The 17,138-nt window shown below is 69.7% G+C and carries 17 protein-coding genes; all 17 read right to left on the bottom strand.

The features are described 5' to 3' along the window. Positions 1-26 precede the first annotated feature (26 nt). The gene (locus GF405_06165) at positions 27-587 is read right to left on the bottom strand and encodes a hypothetical protein (protein MBD3367742.1); all 561 of its coding nucleotides are present in this window, start codon (positions 585-587) and stop codon (positions 27-29) included. Further along, positions 584-1,408, bottom strand: coding sequence for a phosphoribosylformylglycinamidine synthase I (purQ, locus tag GF405_06160; protein ID MBD3367741.1), 825 nt, complete (start codon positions 1,406-1,408; stop codon positions 584-586). Before purQ ends, GF405_06165 begins: the two co-directional genes overlap by 4 nt. After that, on the bottom strand, positions 1,405-3,759 hold the full coding sequence (purL, locus tag GF405_06155) for a phosphoribosylformylglycinamidine synthase subunit PurL (protein MBD3367740.1): 2,355 nt from the start codon (positions 3,757-3,759) through the stop codon (positions 1,405-1,407). The genes purQ and purL overlap by 4 nt, the downstream gene beginning before the upstream one ends. A gap of 62 nt (positions 3,760-3,821) precedes the next feature. Continuing rightward, a complete protein-coding gene (locus tag GF405_06150) occupies positions 3,822-4,961 on the bottom strand; it encodes a trypsin-like serine protease (GenBank protein MBD3367739.1) in 1,140 nt (379 codons plus the stop codon). A gap of 102 nt (positions 4,962-5,063) precedes the next feature. After that, positions 5,064-5,711, bottom strand: a complete 648-nt coding sequence (fsa, locus tag GF405_06145; GenBank protein ID MBD3367738.1) for a fructose-6-phosphate aldolase — start codon at positions 5,709-5,711, stop codon at positions 5,064-5,066. A gap of 12 nt (positions 5,712-5,723) precedes the next feature. After that, positions 5,724-6,566: a tRNA pseudouridine(38-40) synthase TruA gene (truA, locus tag GF405_06140; protein ID MBD3367737.1), complete on the bottom strand. Its 843-nt coding sequence runs from the start codon at positions 6,564-6,566 to the stop codon at positions 5,724-5,726. Then, the gene (locus tag GF405_06135) at positions 6,440-7,240 is read right to left on the bottom strand and encodes an energy-coupling factor transporter transmembrane protein EcfT (GenBank protein ID MBD3367736.1); all 801 of its coding nucleotides are present in this window, start codon (positions 7,238-7,240) and stop codon (positions 6,440-6,442) included. The genes truA and GF405_06135 overlap by 127 nt, the downstream gene beginning before the upstream one ends. Further along, the gene (locus GF405_06130; GenBank protein MBD3367735.1) at positions 7,237-8,256 is read right to left on the bottom strand and encodes an aspartate-semialdehyde dehydrogenase; all 1,020 of its coding nucleotides are present in this window, start codon (positions 8,254-8,256) and stop codon (positions 7,237-7,239) included. The genes GF405_06135 and GF405_06130 overlap by 4 nt, the downstream gene beginning before the upstream one ends. 58 nt (positions 8,257-8,314) lie before the next feature. Then, positions 8,315-9,154, bottom strand: a complete 840-nt coding sequence (locus tag GF405_06125; GenBank protein ID MBD3367734.1) for a tetratricopeptide repeat protein — start codon at positions 9,152-9,154, stop codon at positions 8,315-8,317. Further along, positions 9,154-10,941, bottom strand: a complete 1,788-nt coding sequence (locus GF405_06120; protein ID MBD3367733.1) for a hypothetical protein — start codon at positions 10,939-10,941, stop codon at positions 9,154-9,156. The genes GF405_06125 and GF405_06120 overlap by 1 nt, the downstream gene beginning before the upstream one ends. After that, positions 10,925-11,677, bottom strand: coding sequence for a tetratricopeptide repeat protein (locus GF405_06115; GenBank protein MBD3367732.1), 753 nt, complete (start codon positions 11,675-11,677; stop codon positions 10,925-10,927). The genes GF405_06120 and GF405_06115 overlap by 17 nt, the downstream gene beginning before the upstream one ends. Then, positions 11,677-12,696, bottom strand: coding sequence for a VWA domain-containing protein (locus tag GF405_06110; protein ID MBD3367731.1), 1,020 nt, complete (start codon positions 12,694-12,696; stop codon positions 11,677-11,679). Before GF405_06110 ends, GF405_06115 begins: the two co-directional genes overlap by 1 nt. Before the next feature lie 42 nt (positions 12,697-12,738). Next, positions 12,739-13,728: a VWA domain-containing protein gene (locus GF405_06105; GenBank protein ID MBD3367730.1), complete on the bottom strand. Its 990-nt coding sequence runs from the start codon at positions 13,726-13,728 to the stop codon at positions 12,739-12,741. Beyond that, a complete protein-coding gene (locus tag GF405_06100) occupies positions 13,725-14,705 on the bottom strand; it encodes a hypothetical protein (GenBank protein ID MBD3367729.1) in 981 nt (326 codons plus the stop codon). Before GF405_06100 ends, GF405_06105 begins: the two co-directional genes overlap by 4 nt. Continuing rightward, entirely contained in the window at positions 14,702-15,607 is a 906-nt protein-coding gene (locus GF405_06095) for a DUF58 domain-containing protein (protein MBD3367728.1), read from the bottom strand. Before GF405_06095 ends, GF405_06100 begins: the two co-directional genes overlap by 4 nt. Before the next feature lie 12 nt (positions 15,608-15,619). Beyond that, positions 15,620-16,606: an AAA domain-containing protein gene (locus GF405_06090; GenBank protein MBD3367727.1), complete on the bottom strand. Its 987-nt coding sequence runs from the start codon at positions 16,604-16,606 to the stop codon at positions 15,620-15,622. 159 nt (positions 16,607-16,765) lie between these two features. After that, a complete protein-coding gene (locus tag GF405_06085; GenBank protein MBD3367726.1) occupies positions 16,766-17,071 on the bottom strand; it encodes a hypothetical protein in 306 nt (101 codons plus the stop codon). Positions 17,072-17,138 lie beyond the last annotated feature (67 nt).

The following is a 17,138-nucleotide window of genomic DNA, read 5'->3' as shown; positions in this document are numbered from 1 at the left end:
AAACCGGTCCCGCAGAGGTCGCGCCGTCAGCGCTCGAGCCACGCCTCCCCGCCCCACGGGAACACGACCCGCGAGACCTCACAGTGGGGATTCGACAGGAGTCCCTCGGCACGTCCGGTCGTCACAGCGATGTGCCGCACGCGCGCCAGGAGGTCGGGGTCGTCATGCCCGGGCATCTCCGCGAGGCGGACGCGCCACCGCGTCCAGCGTCTGGCGTCGACGACGTCCCCATGCCCCAGTCCCTCGAGCGTCCTCAGGATGGCTGCGCCCTCGTCGCTCCCCCGCTCGGCCACCAGGACGGCGATCTCATCGTCCCCGAGCGGGTCGCCCGTCGCGCCGGGCCTCCCCACGGCCGTGCGGTGCTTGTTCGGGTTCGCGAACAGGTTCGTCGCGCTCACGAGGTCACCGATAAGCTCGATCGCCGCGGCCTCGTCGTCGGCCTCGACCGAGAGCTCCCACACGTCGTCCCGCGCCAGGCCGCTGACGGCGTCCCCGAGCCCCATCTTGACCTGGAGCGCCTCGAGTGCAGAGCGGGCCTCGTTGTCGGTCACCTTGAGCTTCACCACGAGCTCGATGCTGTGGTTCATCGCACGGCCCCCTTCCGGCACGACGCGACGAACCCGTCGAAGACCGCCGAGCCGGGACCGGGGTCGTCGAACGCCTCGGCGCCGGCGTCGCGGCGGCGGGCTCCCCACGGTCCCTCGAGTACGGTCGGCACCTGCCCGAGCCTCGCGGCCCGCTCGGGATGCGGCATCATGGCGACGACGTTCCCAGGGGGGTTCGAGACGGCCGCGACGTTCTCCCTCGAGCCGTTCGGGTTCGAGGGGAAGCCGTCCGGGTTGCCGCCGTCGGAAGTGGCGTAGGTCATGACGATCTGGCCCTCGCGGGCCAGCGTCTCGAAGAGACCGTCGGTCCTCGAGACGAAGCGTCCCTCCGCGTGCGCCACGGGGATCGGGAGCACATCGCCCTCCCCGACGCCTAACGTCGCGCACGAACCCGCCGCCGCGACGCGGAGGTGGCACCAGCGGGCGTGGTAGCCGTCGCGGTCGGGCATCACGTTCGTCGCGAGCGCCATCTCGACACGGCCGGGCTCACACCCGGGCACCAGCCCCGACTCCAGAAGCACCTGGGCCCCGTTGTAGATGCCGAGGACGGGCTTCCCTGCCTCCGCCGCCGCGACGAGCAGCTGCACCACGGCGTCCTTCGCGGCGATCGCCCCGGCACGCACCCGGTCCTGATACGAGAAGCCGCCCGGCAGCACGTAGCCGTCGTAGCCTTCCAGGACCTCTCGAGCGTCGTTCCACATGACGATGTCGCACGCCCCGCCCGAGGCCTCGACGGCGCGGCGCGTCTCCTCCTCGCAGTTGACCCCCGGAAAGCGGATGACGGCTGCCCTGGGAGCGTTCATCGCATCACCTCCGACAGCCGCTTCAGGAAGCGGCCGCGCATGAGTTCACGCTCCACGACCGTCTCCTCCTCGAGTCCCAGCAGCCTCAGGATCGGCTCCTCGATGGTCCGCCCGACGCGGACCGCCCACGCGCCCCGGGCCCGGAGCCGCTCGAGCGCCTCATCGGACACATCCCCGGGCAGCTCGAGCACGTATCCCCCGCTCTCGCAGAAGAGCGCGCGGGCCGCCGCCTCGTTCGCGAGCGGCTCCGTGGCGCCGGCGGCCGCGCCGACGTCCAGCTCGACCCCCGCGCCCGCGTCCGGGGCCGCCGCGAGCATCATCTCGGCGACCGCGACGGCGAGGCCGCCGTCCGAGATGTCGTGGCACGAGGCGAGCAGACCGCCCTCCGCCAGCCCCGATACGCCGAGCATCGCTGCCCGCTCCTCGTCGAAGGCGACCCTGGGGACACCGGCGTCGTCGACGCCGGCGACACGGGCCAGGGCGGACCCGCCCATCTCGCCGGTGCGGCGTCCCACGAGCACGAGCGCGTGCCCCGGACCCTTCAGTCCCGTCGTCACGACCCTCGCGATGTCGTCCACCCTGCCGACCGCACAAACGATCGGGGACGGGGGGATGGCGTTGCCGTTCGACGACTGGTTGTAGAAGCTGACGTTCCCGGAGACGATCGGGATCGGCGCGCCCCCGGGCTCGGCCAGACCGATCCGTCGGGCCGCGTCACCGATGCCCCTGACCGCCTCCACGAAGTCGTGGAAGACCTCGGGTACCTCGGGACTCCCGAAGTTCAGGCAGTCGGTGAGAGCGATCGGAACCGCGCCCGTGGCGACGACGTTCCGGACGGACTCGGCCACGGCCGCCGCCCCAGCCTGGTAGGCGTCGACCACGCCCATGAAGGGGTTGCCGTCGGCCGCGACGGCCACGCCGACGCGGCAGCCGGGGATCGGCGCGACCACCGAAGCGTCGGCCTCCCCAGGACGCACGTACGTGTTGCCCTTGACCTCGCTGTCGTAGTGGTGGAAGACGTGTTCGCGCGAGCAGACGTTGATCGAGCCCAGGACGTCCAGAAGAGCCTCACCGACGTCGACGTCGTAGTCGGCCGTCCGGGGCTCGAGTTCGACGGGCCTCGATTCGGCGGGACGCTCGTAGCAGATGCCGGTCGTGATGGCCTCGGTCGAGGCGTCGCATACGACCTCGCCCCCGAGCTCGATGACGAACCGCGCCTCCGGGATGACCCGTCCGACGACCGCGGCGCGGGCGCCGTGACAGAGCTCCGGCAGCTCGAAACGGTCGTTGTAGATCGCGAGCACGTCCGGCGCGAACGCCTCCGGCACAACGAGGCAGTATCGCTCCTGCGTCTCGGAGCAGGCGATGACGGCCGGCTCCATGTCCGGCTCCGCGACGGGGACGGCATCGAGCAGGATGTGGACGCCGAGACCAGCGGCCGAGCCGAGTTCGGATGTCACGCAGGCGATCCCGCCGGCGCCCAGGTCCTTGAACCCGATCTCGAGCCCGCGCTCCCGGGCGAGTTCCAGCACCTCGACCGTCGCGACGGTCAGCATGCGCTTCAGGAAGGGGTCGGGCACCTGGACCGCGTACTTGTCCTCGAGCGCCCGCTCCTCGTCGAGGATCCTCGAGGCGAACGTCGCCCCGCCGAAGCCCGACGGGTCCGTCGGCTTCCCGACCAGGACCAGCACGTACGGCTCGTCGGCGGCGCGCGCCGGAGCGCGGCTCCGGAGGACGCGGGCCTCCTCGACGAGGCCGAGCGCGACGACGTTCACCAGGCAGTTGTCGTCGAACGCGGCGTCGAAGTAGACGTCGCCGCCCAGATTCGGGACCCCGAGGGCGTTCGCGTACTGCCAGATGCCCTCGACGACCCCGTGCGCGATCTCACGGGTGCGCTCGGCGTACCGCCCCTCGGGGTCGCCGAAGCGCAGGGGGTCGAGCACGCCGACGACGTCGGCGCCCATGCAGTAGACGTCGCGAACGATGCCGCCGATGCCGGTCGCGGCGCCCTCGTTCGGCACGACCTGCGAAGGGTGGTTGTGGCTCTCGTGCGCGATCGAGACGCACCACGTGCGCCCGTCGTGCTCGCACAGCCTGACGACGCCCGCGTCCTCGCCCGGACCGAGCACGACGTCGTCGCCCTCGGTCGGCAGATGCTCGGAGAGCACCGTCCGACTGCTCTTGTACGAGCAGTGCTCGCTCCACATGGTGTTGAAGATGTGGGCCTCGACGACGGTCGGGTCGCGGCCGACGAGCTCGGCCACGCGGTGGGCCTCCTCCAGCGTGAACGAGAGACCCTCGGCCTGGAGCCGTTCGAGGAGCTGGTCGTCCGAGGAGCCTGTCACGGGAATCGTGCGGACCGGCGCTGTGCCGGGAGCGCTCCCGGCCGATGAGGTGCGGGAGCGTCCGGCGCTCACCTGGGGACCTCCTCCAGCTTGACGTCGAAGTCGCGGCGCTCGCCGCCCCGCAGGACGGTGAGCGTGATGATGTCACCGACGCGGGCGCCGAAGATGGCCCGCCGTGCCTCCCGGATGTTCTCGACCGGGTCGCCTCCGACACCGATGACGATGTCGCCGGCCCGGATGCCCGCCCGGTCGGCCGGGCTGTCCTCCTCGACGTACGACGCGAAGACGCCCGCCGAGGCCGGCAGACCGAGCCTTCTCGCCAGCACCGGCGTGATGTCCTGCACGCGGATGCCGACCCAGACGTCCCGGACGCTGCCGTACTCGATCATCTCGTTGATGATGAGCTTTGCGACGTTGATCGGGATGGCGAAGCCCATCCCCTGAGAGCCGCCGCTCGACGTGAAGATGAACGAGCTGATCCCGATCACCTCGCCGCGCGAGTTCACGAGCGGCCCCCCGGAGTTACCCGGATTGATGGCAGCGTCCGTCTGGATCATGTCCTTGTAGACAGCGCCGGTCTCCGTCTCGGAGACGATGTCCCTGTGGACCGCGCTCACAACGCCGGCCGAGACGCTGGGGTTGGGGTCGTTCAGCAGATAGCCGAACGGGTTCCCGATGGCCACGCACCACTCACCGATCAGGAGGTCGTCAGAGTCGCCGAGGGGCGCGACCGGCAGGTCCTCGCCCTCGATCTTGAGCACGGCGAGGTCGAACCTCGGGTCGCCGCCCAGGAAGCGGGCGTCGAACTCGCGTCCGTCGGTCAGCGTGACGCGGACCTCGCTCGCCCCGCGCACCACGTGGTCGTTCGTTAGGATGTACCCGTCGGGGTCGATGACGACGCCCGAACCGAACGAATGGTAGCGCTGCTCGTACTGGCGCTCCGGAAAGGCCCCGCGAAAGAAGCGCTCGAAGAACTCGTCGCTCCGGAACGGCGTGCGGCTGACGACGCGGCGCTGGACGACGCTGATGGAGACCGTCGCCGGGCCGACACGCTCGGCGGCCTCGACGATCGCGGTCCGCCGCGACGCGTCCAGCTCGTCAGACGCGGGGCGGGCCGGTTCCTGCTCGGACGCCGGCCGTTCGACCACGGGCGTCGCCCGCGTAGCATCCTCGAGTCGCCGCGCCGTGAGATAGAGCCCGGTCGACACGCCGGCCAGCAGGAAGATGAGGGCGATGATGATGAACCTGACGAGCTTCGAGTCCAGCTGGTCCCTCCGTTCGCTCTCAGGTGTACGAGACGAACCCGGGCGCTACCTGTTCTTCACCTTCTCCCAGTCCGCCAGGAACGCCTTCAGACCCTTGTCGGTGAAGGGGTGCTTGAACATCTTCTCGAAGACCGCGTACGGCATGGTCGTGATGTGCGCGCCCTCGACCGCCGACTCGATGACGTGCATCGGGCTCCTGACGCTTGCCACGATGACCTCGGTCTCAAAACCGTAGTTCTCGTAGATGGCAATGGTCTCACGGACGAGGTCCATGCCGACCTGCCCGGCATCGTCGAGCCGCCCGATGAACGGGCTGACGTAAGTCGCGCCGGCCTTCGCGGCCAGGAGCGCCTGGTTCGCCGAGAAGACGAGCGTGCAGTTCGTCGGGATCCCCTTCTCCTTGAGGATGTGAAGCGCCTTCACGCCCTCCTTGATCATCGGGATCTTGACGACGACGCAGTCATGGATCGCGGCGAGCTTCTCGGCCTCCTGCACCATGCCGTCGGCGTCGGTGCTGACGACCTCGGCGCTGACGGGGCCGCCGACGATCTCACAGATCTCACGGACGATGTCTTCGAACTCGCCGTCCTCGCGCGAGATCAGCGTCGGGTTCGTCGTCACGCCGTCGACGACGCCCATCTCGGCGGCCTCGCGAATGTGCTGGATGTTCGCAGTGTCCAGGAAGAGCTTCACGCTGGTTCCTCCTCACTCGTAGTCGACCCGCTCCAGGTAGAGTCCGCACGCCGGAGCCGTCGGGCCGGCCCTGCCCCGGTCCATGGCGTCGAGGATGTCTCCCATCTCCCCCGCGGCGAACCGTCCGCGCCCCACCTCCACGAGCGTCCCGACGATCGACCGCACCATGCCCCGGAGGAACCGGTCGGCCCGTATGTGAAAGACGATCATGCCTCCGTATCTCGGCTCACATTCTATCGAAATAGCATCAACCCGGCAACGGTGATGCTCGGGCTCGCTTCCCGCAAGACAGAACGAGGAGAAGTCGTGCTCCCCGGCGAGCGCCTCCGTTGCCGCGCTCATCGCGTCCAGGTCGAGAGGTCCCCGCACGAACCAGCGACGGCCCCGCCAGATGGGGCTTCGGGAGCGACCCATCAGGTAGAGGTAGCTCCTGGCGGTCGCGCTGTACCGCGCGTGGAAGTCCGGGGGTGCATCCGACACGTCGTGCAAGAGGACGTCGTCTTCGAGCCTCGCGTTGACGGCGTTCCGGATGCTCGCGGCCTCGAGGTCGGTCTCAAGATCGACGTGGGCCGTCATGGCGAGCGCGTGGACGCCCGCGTCGGTCCGTCCGGCGCCCGTCACGCGGACGGCGCGCCCCGAGAGGTCCCCGAAGGCCTCCTCGAGCACACCCTGTACGGTCCGCTGGCCGGGCTGCACCTGCCACCCGGCGAAGTCGGCGCCGTCGTACTCTACGACCAGCTTGAGATGGCGATCGTGCACGCCAGGATCCCTCCCGTCAGCAGGAGCGCGGCGGCGTCCGCGTGTCCGAGCCGGAGTTCCCGGTACTTCGTGCGACCCTCCGCTCCCCGGTAGCAGCGTGCCTCCATGGCCAGCGCGAGGTCGTCGGCCCGGCGGAAGGCCCCCGTGAAGAGCGGCACGAGCACCGGGACGGCGCTTCTCGCCCGCGCGACCGGACCGCCCGAGAACTCGACGCCTCGCCCCATCTGCGCCTTCATGATGCGGCGCGCCTCGTCGAGCAGGGTCGGCACGAATCTGAGCGCGATGACCGAGATCATCACCAGCTCGTGCACGGGGATGCCGATCCGCGAGAGGGACCCGAGCGACGTCTCGAGCCCGTCACCCAGATCGACGGGGGTCGTCGTGGCGGTCAGGAGCGTGGCCGACGCCACCATCAGGCCGACCCGCCAGGCGAAGACGGCTCCCGTCGTGAGCCCCTCGACGGACAGCCACGGCGCCCACGACGCCAGAGGCGTTCCCTCGGCGAGGAGCGCGTGCATGACGAGGACGACCACGAGCAGCCACTTGAGCGCCCAGACGTTCCTCGGAATGTACGAGCCCGGCAGCCTCGATAGCCGGGCCACCGAGAGGAGCGCCGCCGTCAGGAAGGCGTACGCCCACGGGTCCCTCGTCACGAGCGCGGCCGCCAGCACGACGAGAAGCCCCAGCAGCTTGACCCGCGGGTCGAGCCGGTGGACGACCGAGCCCGACGCGTAGTAGCGTCCCAGCGTCATGTCATCGAGGAAGCTCATGTGTCCGCACCGTCCTCGAGCAGGAGCTCCGCGATCTGCACGGCGTTCGTCGCCGCCCCCTTCCTGAGATTGTCGGAGACGACCCAGAGAATCAGCCCGTTCTCGACCGACGGGTCCCGCCGGATGCGTCCCACCCACGTCGTGTCGTTGTGGGCCGAGTCGAGCGGGGTCGGGTAGCCGTCCGCGGACGGGTCGTCCACGACGGCCAGGCCGGGCGAGCGGGCGAGAAGCTCCCGCGCGGCGGACGGTTCGAGACACGCCTCGGTCTCGACGTTCACGGCGACCGCATGCCCGCGGTAGACCGGAACGCGCACGCACGTCGCCGCCATCCTGAGCCCCGGGAGCCCCAGGATCTTCCGGGACTCGCGCACCATCTTGAGTTCCTCGCGCGAGTGTCCCTCGTCGTCGAACACGTCGATTGCCGGCAGCACGTTGAACGCGATGCGGTGCGGATAGACGCGCGTGACGGCGGGTTCGCCGTCGAGCACGGCCCGGCTCTGCTCGGTCAGCTCCTCTATGGCCGCGGAGCCGGTTCCCGAAACCGACTGGTAGGTCGAGACCACGACGCGGGAGACCCCGGCGGCCTCCCGGATCGGCTCGAGCGCCAGAACGGTCTGGATGGTGGAGCAGTTCGGATTGGCGATGATGCCGCCGTGTCCGGCGAGCGCGCCGGGGTTGACCTCCGGGACCACGAGCGGGACGCCCGGGTCCATCCGGAAGGCCCGGCTGTTGTCGATGACCGTCACACCCCGTGAGGCGGCCCGCGGGGCGAACGACGACGAGATCGAGGCGGAGGTCGCCATGAGCAGAACGTCCACGCCGTCGAGCGCCTCGTCCGAGAGCTCGACGACGGGAACCTCCGTGTCGCGGAACAGGACTGTGCGGCCGCCGCCCTCCGACGCCATCGGCACGACCGTCCCCACCGGGAAGCTCCGGTCCTCGAGGACCCGCAGCATCTCGGTCCCGACGGCGCCGGTGGCCCCGGCGATACCGATCCTCAGTTCCTTCGTCGTCATGCCGTCTCCGTTCGGAGCGTGAGACCTGCGCAGGGAGGCTCAGCCGGTTCAGGGACTGTCAGATCCCCTCGACGCTGTCCGCCGGCAGCCAGCCCGCGAGATCGGTCCCCGTTATGGCGATGCGTGACCAGTCGTCCCTCGTCTCCCGAACGACCACGCGCGTCCCCTCGTGCAGCCGGAACTCCAGCACGAAGTCCCGGCCCGGCCCGGTCCGGACGCCGACCTCGCGAACCATGATGATGGCCCGGCGCCCGCGATCGTCGGACGAGGACCTGTAGAAGGCGAACGACGCGGCGGCCACCAAGAGCACCGCGGCGACGACCGCGAACCGGACGAGATACGGAGGAAACGCCCCGCGGACCAGTCCGATCACGACGGCTGCCGCGGCGAGAACGTACAGCAGGCTCGCCAGCACGGCGACGGTCTCGAGGTCGATGCTCCTGTAGGCCCGCTCGACAGTCTCCCCGAGCGGCCCCTCAACGGCGGCCGTCTGGCGGTCGACCAGGTTCTCGCGGACGAACTCGAGGTTTGCCAGCGCGTCGCGGTGCCCGGGATCGAGCCGGAGCGCGCGTTCGTACGCGAGGACGGCGGGACCGACTTCGCCGCTCTTCCAGAGCGCGTTGCCGAGGTTGTACTGGACGTCGGCGTTCCTGACGCCGCCCTCGACGATGGCCCGGTAGGTCTCCGCGGCCTCCCGGTACCGGCCGTCCGCGTAGGCCGCGTTCGCCTCCCGGAAGAGCGTCGTCGCACTCGAGGGGTCGAGACGCTCCGGGGTCGCCTCCTGCGCGCACAGCGGCAGCGCACAGAGCACGAGAAGCGAGAGCACCGCGAGCGTGGGCCATGCCCCCGGCGGGGCAGACGCCCGGCGACGGCGCGCCTTGTCCCCTCGCGTGAGCATCAGCGCCTCCTCCTCGAAGACTGTCTCTCGATGAGGGCGAGGCACCGCTCGGCGTCGGTGAGAAGGCGCCGTGCGTCGACGCTCTCGCTCCCCGCCGCGAACCGCCCGAGGTCGCACTCGCTCAAGAGCCGCCTGACGCAGTCGGTCACGTCGTCCGATACGCCGGCCCGCCGCAGCGCCGACTCGAGCTCGCGCATCGTCATGCCGCGCGCCGGGATCGACAGCCTGTCCGCCAGGAAGTCGACCGTGACGCGCGCCAGCGTCGTACAGAGCCCGGACACGTCCCCGGCGTCGACAAGGCGCCGCGCCTCCTTGAGTTCGCTCCGCGCCCGCCCCGGAGCCCGAACGTAGCGCTCCAGACCGCGGTCGGCCGCGAAGAGGTCCCGGCGCCTGCGGTACATCCAGGCCGCGACGATGGCGCCTGCGGGGATGAGCTGCAGCCAGAGGAAGGCGGGACGTCTGTGCACCGGGGCCGCCGCGACCTCGAGCACGCCGTCGGGCTCGCGGATGTAGCGGATGTCCCGTCCGACCCGCGTTATGCCTGAGCGGACCGCCCCCGTCCCCGCGTCCGCCGCCTCGGACGGTTCAGTGGCGGTCAGCGTCAGCGGCTCCGTCCGGACGGTCCGGTAGGATCCCGTCTCCGGATCGAAGAAGGCGAGCTCGAGTGCGGGAATCGTCCGCGTGCCCTCGGCCTGAGGCACCAGAACGTACTCGAAGGACTTGCGGCCGCGGACGACGCCGCCCTCCTTCGACGTGCTCGACGAGGTCCCGGACTCGTAGATCCTGAAGTCGGGAAGCTCAGGAAGCGATGGGGCCGGCACGGTGCTGATGTTCCCCGTGCCCTGAATGGTCACGGTCAGGGTGACCGGGTCGAGGGCGGCGACCTCGTTCGTCTCGAGCGCCGCGCTGAGTCCGTAGGAGCCGACCGCCCCGTCGAAGACCTCGGGACGCCCCTCCGACGGGAGCGGGAGGATCTCGACCTCGATGGGGTCTGTCTCGAGAAGACGCTCACGCCCCGGCCGTGAGAAGAAGGTGAACGGCTCCCCCTCCAGACGGTAGGCGAGCTTGGCGGGACCGATCGTCGCGGTCCCGGACGCGGCGCCGAAGAGCGCCGTCTGAAGCTCGATGACCTCGTACCGCTTCCCGTCGATCGTCTCGGTGAACCGGTCCTCTCCCGGCAGGTCCTCCACCCAGAAGCCGGTCACCTCGGGCGCCTCGTAGCGCGGCTGGTCCCAGAGCGCGACGCGGCGATAGAACCGGAACGAGAGCGTGATCTGCTCGTCGACGTACGCGCGCTCCTTGTCGACCGACGTCGTGATGAAGACGTCGCGGCCGCCCGGCTCCGCGCCGGTCGGCTCGCGCTCCTCCTCCGGCCGGTCGCTCCTGACCGGCGAACTCCCGACGACCTCGACCTCGATCGGCTCGGTGCGGTAGACCGACCCGCCGAACTCGACCTCGGCGGGCCCGATCGTGAAGGGCCCCGTGCTCTGCGGCACGAGCGTGAAGCGCCAGGTCTTCGACGAGCTCATCCGCCCGTTGACCCAGCTCATGTTCGTCGAGGAACCGGAGGAGTAGACCGTGAACGCGGGCTCGAGCTCCGGCAGCTTCGGGTCCGGAACGCTCCGCATCGTGCCCTCGACCGTGATCGTGTAACCGAGGCGACCGTTGAGTTCCACGGTCGTTCGGTCGACCGAGGCCGAGACCTCGATGTCGTCGGCCGACGCCACGCTCGCCGCGAGCAGCGCGGCGAGCACTGTGACTGTGAGCACGCTACCAGTCCTTCTCAACCTTCTCCCTCTTTCTGGCCCGCGCGGCCCTGAGCTCCTCCTGAAGCTCCTTCTCGGCCTCCGCGATGGCGTCGAGGAGACGCTCGGCGTCCTCGGGACTCATCGCTCCCTCGGCCGGCTGGGGTTTCTGCTGCTCCGCCTCGCCATCCTGCCCCTGGTTCTGCTGCTCCTGGTCCTGCTGCTCCTGGTCCTGCTGCTGGTCCTGCTGCTGGTCCTGCTGCTGGTCCTGCTGCTGCTCCTGGTCCTGCTGTTGCTGCTGTTGCTGCTGCTTCATGAGCTGCGCGAGCTCGAGGTTGTACTTGGCCTTCGTCGCCGACGGGTCCTCAAGCAGCGAGCGCCGGTAGGCGTTGATGGCGCGCTCGAGGTCGCCCGCCTCGAGGAACGCGTTGCCGGCGTTGTAGTACGCCTTCGAGGCCAGCGACGAGTCGGCCTCGGCGGCCGCCCGACGGAACTCGCGGATCGCGTCCTCGACCCGGCCCTGCCGGTAGAGCGCGTCGCCGGCGTTGAACGAGAGCTCCGGCAGCTCGGGCGCGAGTACCTGCCCGGACCGGTAGGCCTCGAGCGCCTCCTCGTACCGGCCCTCAGCGTAGTGCTCGTTACCCTCGCGGTTGTGTCCGGGGGCCGACTCTCCGAAGAAGGCGGCCGCCGGAGACGCGAGCGCGACGACGGTCGCGAACACCAGCACACCGGACGCGAGCGCGGGCCCGGCGACGGGCCGTCGGTTCCTGCGCGCCATCAGGCGTCCTCCTTCGTTCGCACCCGTTCCGGGATGAAGGTCGCGGCCGCCAGGAAGCAGAGCGCGACCGCCAGCGGGATCTGATAGCGCTCCTCGTAATACGCCATCATCCGCGACTCGAGCTCTCCCTGCTGCATCTTCGAGAGCTCCTCCTCGATGACGGCGAGCTCCCTGTCGGTGTTGCTCGCCCGGAAGTAGCGGCCGCCTGAGGCCTCCGCGACCTCCATCAGCGTCGCCTCGTCGAGCCTCGACATGACGACGTCGCCGTCGCTGTCCCGCTTGTAGCCGCCGCCCTGCGCCGAGTCGAGCGGGATCGGCTCGCCGCTCGACGACCCGAACCCGATAGTGTAGATCCGGATCCCCGCCTCGGCGGCGCGACCTGCCGCCTCGACCGGCTCCGACCCGTGGTCCTCGCCGTCGGTCATCACGACGAGCACCTTCGAGCGGTCTGGCTCCGTCGAGAGCGCCTCCCTCGAGGTCTCGATGGCCTCTCCCAGCGCCGTTCCGGGACGCTCGAGCGTTCCCGGCTGCACGGCAGACAGTAGCATCGTGGCGGCGCCGTAGTCCAGAGTGAGCGGGCACTGCACGAACGCCTCGCCCGAGAAGACGACGACGCCCACGCGGTCGCCCTTCAGGAGGTCGATGAGCGAGAGCGCCTGGCGCTTGGCCCGTTCGAGCCGGTTGGGGTTGAGGTCCTCCGCCCTCATGGAATCGGAGACGTCGAGGGCAATGAGGAGGTCGACGCCGACGCGCCGGGCCACGCCGAGCTTCGTGCCGATCTGGGGCCGGCCGGCGGCCAGACCGAGGAAGACGACCGCCAGCACGAGGAGGACGAGCCGCAGACGCAGCCTCTGAAGCGACGCTCCGGGCGCGATCCGGGCCATGAGCTCGGGTTCGGCGAAGCGCTCGCGCGCCCTGCGTCTGATCGCGAGCCCCGCGGCGGCCAGCACGATCGCCGCGACGACCGGCACGGCCAGGAGCCACACGATGAGCACGTCTGTCGGAACGGCGAACCTCACTGAGCCTCCAGGAAGCGCGCACTTCCGCCCGACCGGCCCTCCCTACGGAGAGCGGCGGGCGAACGTCGCGCCTGACAGCAGTTCGAGCAGCACCAGCACGAGCGCCACGACGATGAACCGCGTCGCGAGCTCCGTGTAGTGCGTGAAGTGTTTGACCTCGATCTTCGTGGTCTCGAGCTCGTCGATCCTCTCGTAGACGTCGGCCAGCATGCTCTCGGACGTCGCGCGGAAGTACCGGCCGCCCGTGATCTCCGCGATCCGGCGGAGCGTCTCCTCGTCGATGTCGGTCTCCGCGTGGACGTACCGTCTGCCCCAGACGGGGTCGTCCACCGGGATCGGCCCGCCCTCCGGGGTCCCGGCCCCGATCGTGTAGACCTTGATTCCCAGCGCCCGCGCCGCCTCGGCGGCCGTGACGGGGTCGATCTCACCGGCGTTGCTGCGACCGTCTGTCAGCAGGATGATGACTCTGCTGTCCGCGTCGCTCTCGCGGAGCCTGTTGGCCGCCGTCGCCAGCGCCGTGCCGATGGCGGTCTTCCGCTCGTCGATCATGCCGATCTCGACCGAGTCCAGGAGCTCACTGAGCACGTTGTAGTCGAGCGTCAGCGGACACTGGGTGAAGCTCCTCGCCGCGAAGACGACCATGCCGATGCGGTCCGACCGGCGTCCCTCGATGAAGTCGGCCACGACGTCCTTGGCCACCGCCAGACGGTTCCTCGGCTTGAAATCCTCCGCCTTCATGCTGCCGGAAACGTCGATGGCGAGCATGATGTCGATCCCCTCTGTCAGGACCGTCTCGGTACCCCGCCCGGCCTGCGGTCGCGCGAGGGCCAGGACCACGAGCGCCAGCGCCGCTGCGCGGAGCGAGGGCTTGAGGAAGCGCTTCCAGACGCCGCGCCGCCCGGCGGCCGTCCGAGCGAGGTGCAGGTTCGGGAACGTGATGACCGGGCGGGCGCGGCGCCACCGGACCTCGAGGGCGAGGTAGAGCGGCACGAGCGCGAGCAGCAGGAGAAGCAACGGGTTCGCGAACCTCACGCGTCCGCCTCCTCTCCCTGAAGCCGCGTGCGCTCAACGAAGCTCCACGCTTCGTCGAGGTCCTCGCGGGCACGTTCGACGGCCGGCAGGGCCTTCGCGAACTTCGCGAGGTCGGCGTGCTTGAGGAAGGCCTCGAGCCGGTCCGTGTCCTCGACCGGGATCCGCGCCGCGCGCATCGCCGCGCCGACCTCCCCGGTCGTCATGTCGACGACGTCGACGCCGTAGCGGTCGCGCACGTACGCCTTGAGGATGGCGGTCACACGGACGTAGAACGTCTCGAGGTCCCCGCGACCGATCGGGTCGTCGTCCCTGAGCGCCCTCAGACGCTCAAAGGCGACAAGGTGCGCGGCCACCCGCGGCACCGGCGGCGGCTCCTCCTCGCGTTCCTCGCGCGGGCGCCTCCACCAGGGCCGCACGTAGCGGCGCACCAGCCACCACGCGACGAGAGCCGCCGCGATGATGCCCGCGATGAGAACGTACGGCCAGAACTCCCGCGGCAGGTCGACCGGCGGCTCGATCTCCCTCGGCTCCATGGACGCCTGGTCGAGCGAGTCCGGCAGGACGCTCCCGATCTCGACCGACACGGAGTCGAGCGCGACCGAGAGCGTCTCGCCGCCCTCCACGGCCCGGAGCGTGAGGCCGGGCACCGACTGGAGCCCCGTCTCGAAGACGGCCAGCACGTAGTCGCGCCGTCCTCTGACGCCGGACTCGACGCGGCGCTCCGGATGGTCGACGACATCGACGACCTCGAAGGCCGGTGCGCCCTCCATGACGTCCGGGTAGACGATCCGGGTCGACTCGCCGCGGACCGTCTTGATCGAGTAGACGAACCGGTCCCCGACGGTGCCCGTTCCGGGGGTCAGGGAGACGCGGACATCGCTGAGGGGGACCACCGGGCCGTCCGCCTCCTGCCCCGCCGCGGCCGCCGCGAGAAGAGCAAGTGCGGCGGCGCAGGTGCCGAGAAGGAACCGCCTCATCGACGCCTCCCGGCGGAGACGAGCGGGCCGGACCGTCTGGCGCGCATCCGGAAGAAGCGCTCGATGGGCTCGACGTAGGGACGGTCGGTCGACAGCGGGATCGTGTCGATCCCGAGCTTCCTGAGGGCCCTCATGAGCTCCTCGCGGCGGGCGTCCGCCGCCTCCCTGAAGCGCTCCCTGACGCCCGCGCTCGACGTATCGACCACGGCGCGCTCCCCCGTCTCCGGGTCCTCCATCTCGACCAGCCCGACGTTCGGAAGCTCGTGCTCCCGGGGGTCGGTCACCTCGACGGCGATGAGGTCGAAGCGACGGTTTGCCACGGCCAGCCGCTGCTCGCAGTCTTCGTCCAGGAAGTCGCTCACGAGGAAGACGACGGCGTGCCGGCGCACGACGCTCGTCAGGTAGTCGAGCGCCGCCGAGATGTCGGTCCCCCTCCCCTCGGGACGGTGGTAGAGGAGCTCCCTGATGACGCGGAGCACGTGCCGCCGGCCCTTCTCGGGCGGCACGACCTTCTCGATGCGATCGGAGAAGATGACGAGACCGACCCGGTCGTTGTTCCGGGTGGCCGAGAACGCCAGCAGCGCGCAGAGCTCGGCGGCCAGCTCGCGCTTCAAACGGTTGACCGACCCGAAGGCGCCCGAGGCGCTCGCGTCGACGAGGAACATGATCGTCAGCTCGCGCTCCTCGTCGTACTTCTTGATGTACGGGTGCCCCATCCTGGCCGTGACGTTCCAGTCGATCGCACGCACGTCGTCGCCCGGCAGATACTCGCGCACCTCGGTGAACTCGATGCCGCGGCCCTTGAACACACTCTGGTATTCACCCGAGAATACGTCGTTCACGAGCCGCTTCGTCCGGATCTCGATCCGGCGGATCTGCTTGAGGATCTCTCTGGGGATCATCGCCGACTCTCGCTACGGGACCTCGACACTGTCGAGAATACGCTGGACGACGTCCTCTGAGCTCATCTCCTCGGCCTCGGCCTCGTACGTGATGATCACGCGGTGCCGGAGAACGTCCATGGCGATCGCCTTGATGTCCTCGGGCGTCACGTAGGCGCGCCCCTGAAGGAACGCGTGGGCCCTGGCCGCGATCGACAGATAGATGGACGCGCGCGGAGACGCCCCGTACGCGATCAGGTCCCGAAGGTCCGGGTCGACCGTCTCGGGCTCCCTGGTCGCGAAGACGATGTCGAGAACGTACTGCTTGATCTTGTCGTCGACGTAGACCTCGGTGACGAGCTTCCGGGCGTCGAGGATGGTCGAGGGCTCGACGACCGGCGACGCCTCGGGCTCGACACCGGAGGCCATCCGGTTCATGATCTCGAGTTCCTCGTCGCGCGACGGGTACCCGACCCTGAGCTTCAGCATGAAGCGGTCGACCTGCGCCTCGGGCAGCGGGTACGTTCCCTCCTGCTCGATCGGGTTCTGCGTGGCCAGCACGAGGAACGGCTCCTCGAGCTGATGCGTCTCGTCGCCGATGGTCACCTGCCGCTCCTGCATGGCCTCGAGGAGCGCGCTCTGCACCTTCGCAGGCGCGCGGTTGATCTCGTCTGCCAGCACGAGGTTCGAGAAGATGGGGCCCTTCTTCGTCGAGAAGGTCCCCGTCGCAGGCGAGTAGACGAGCGTGCCGATGAGATCGGCCGGCAGAAGGTCGGGCGTGAACTGGATGCGCTGGAAGTCCGTCCGGATCGCGCGCGAGAGCGTCCGCACTGCCAGCGTCTTCGCCAGCCCCGGCACGCCCTCGATCAGCACGTGGCCGTTCGCGAGAAGACCGATGAGCAGGCGCTCGATCATCGGCCTCTGCCCCACGATGACCTTGTCGATCTCGGCGAGGAGCGTCTTGACGAAGGCGCTCTCGCGCTCGATACGCTCACCGATGGCCTTGATGTCCGCGTACACGCTTGACCGTCTCCTTTCGATATGCCGGCGGCGCCGGGCCTGCTCCAGACCGGGACGCGCCCTCCATCATGTGGAGCGCGCGTCCTCGTGGTGTTGTTCGTCTGTTTTGATGCGGACGCGCTCGAGACCGTTTAAGCCGCGGGCGTTACAGAAAAGGCCCTAGAACTCGGTCGAACCCGTGAACCGGAACCCTCTGATCAGAAGGGCCGGCGCCGTGACCGAGCCGATGCCGCCCCAGTTCCTGCCGGCGGTCTCGCGCTCCTTCGTGATGCCCTCGACCTCGGACAGGGCCCGCAGCATGGTCTCGTTGAACCGCATGTTCTTGACCGCGCTCGCGATCTTCCCGTCCTCGATGAGATACGTGCCGTCGCGCGTCATCCCCGTGAAGAGCGCCTTCCGCGTATCCAGCATGCCGTTGACATAGTGGAACCGCGTCACCAGAAGACCCCGGCGAACGGAGGCCATGAGGTCCTCTCTCGAGTCCTCGCCGGCCGCAAGGAAGAGGTTGCTCGGCCCCGGCCCCCCGCGAAAG

This window comes from Candidatus Effluviviaceae Genus V sp., assembly GCA_014728125.1.
Lineage (GTDB): Bacteria > Joyebacterota > Joyebacteria > Joyebacterales > Joyebacteraceae > WJMD01.
Note: the sequence above shows the minus strand (reverse complement) of the source record. Positions and strands in the feature narration are given on the sequence as shown.

Bases quoted from the DNA above. Each gene is read 5' to 3' on its own strand.
- GF405_06165 (MBD3367742.1), bottom strand. From the start codon at position 587: ATGAACCACAGCATCGAGCTCGTGGTGAAGCTCAAGGTGACCGACAAC.
- purQ (MBD3367741.1), bottom strand. From the start codon at position 1,408: ATGAACGCTCCCAGGGCAGCCGTCATCCGCTTTCCGGGGGTCAACTGC.
- GF405_06135 (MBD3367736.1), bottom strand. From the start codon at position 7,240: ATGAGCTTCCTCGATGACATGACGCTGGGACGCTACTACGCGTCGGGC.
- GF405_06130 (MBD3367735.1), bottom strand. From the start codon at position 8,256: ATGACGACGAAGGAACTGAGGATCGGTATCGCCGGGGCCACCGGCGCC.
- GF405_06125 (MBD3367734.1), bottom strand. From the start codon at position 9,154: ATGCTCACGCGAGGGGACAAGGCGCGCCGTCGCCGGGCGTCTGCCCCG.
- GF405_06115 (MBD3367732.1), bottom strand. From the start codon at position 11,677: ATGGCGCGCAGGAACCGACGGCCCGTCGCCGGGCCCGCGCTCGCGTCC.
- GF405_06100 (MBD3367729.1), bottom strand. From the start codon at position 14,705: ATGAGGCGGTTCCTTCTCGGCACCTGCGCCGCCGCACTTGCTCTTCTC.
- GF405_06095 (MBD3367728.1), bottom strand. From the start codon at position 15,607: ATGATCCCCAGAGAGATCCTCAAGCAGATCCGCCGGATCGAGATCCGG.
- GF405_06085 (MBD3367726.1), bottom strand. From the start codon at position 17,071: ATGGCCTCCGTTCGCCGGGGTCTTCTGGTGACGCGGTTCCACTATGTC.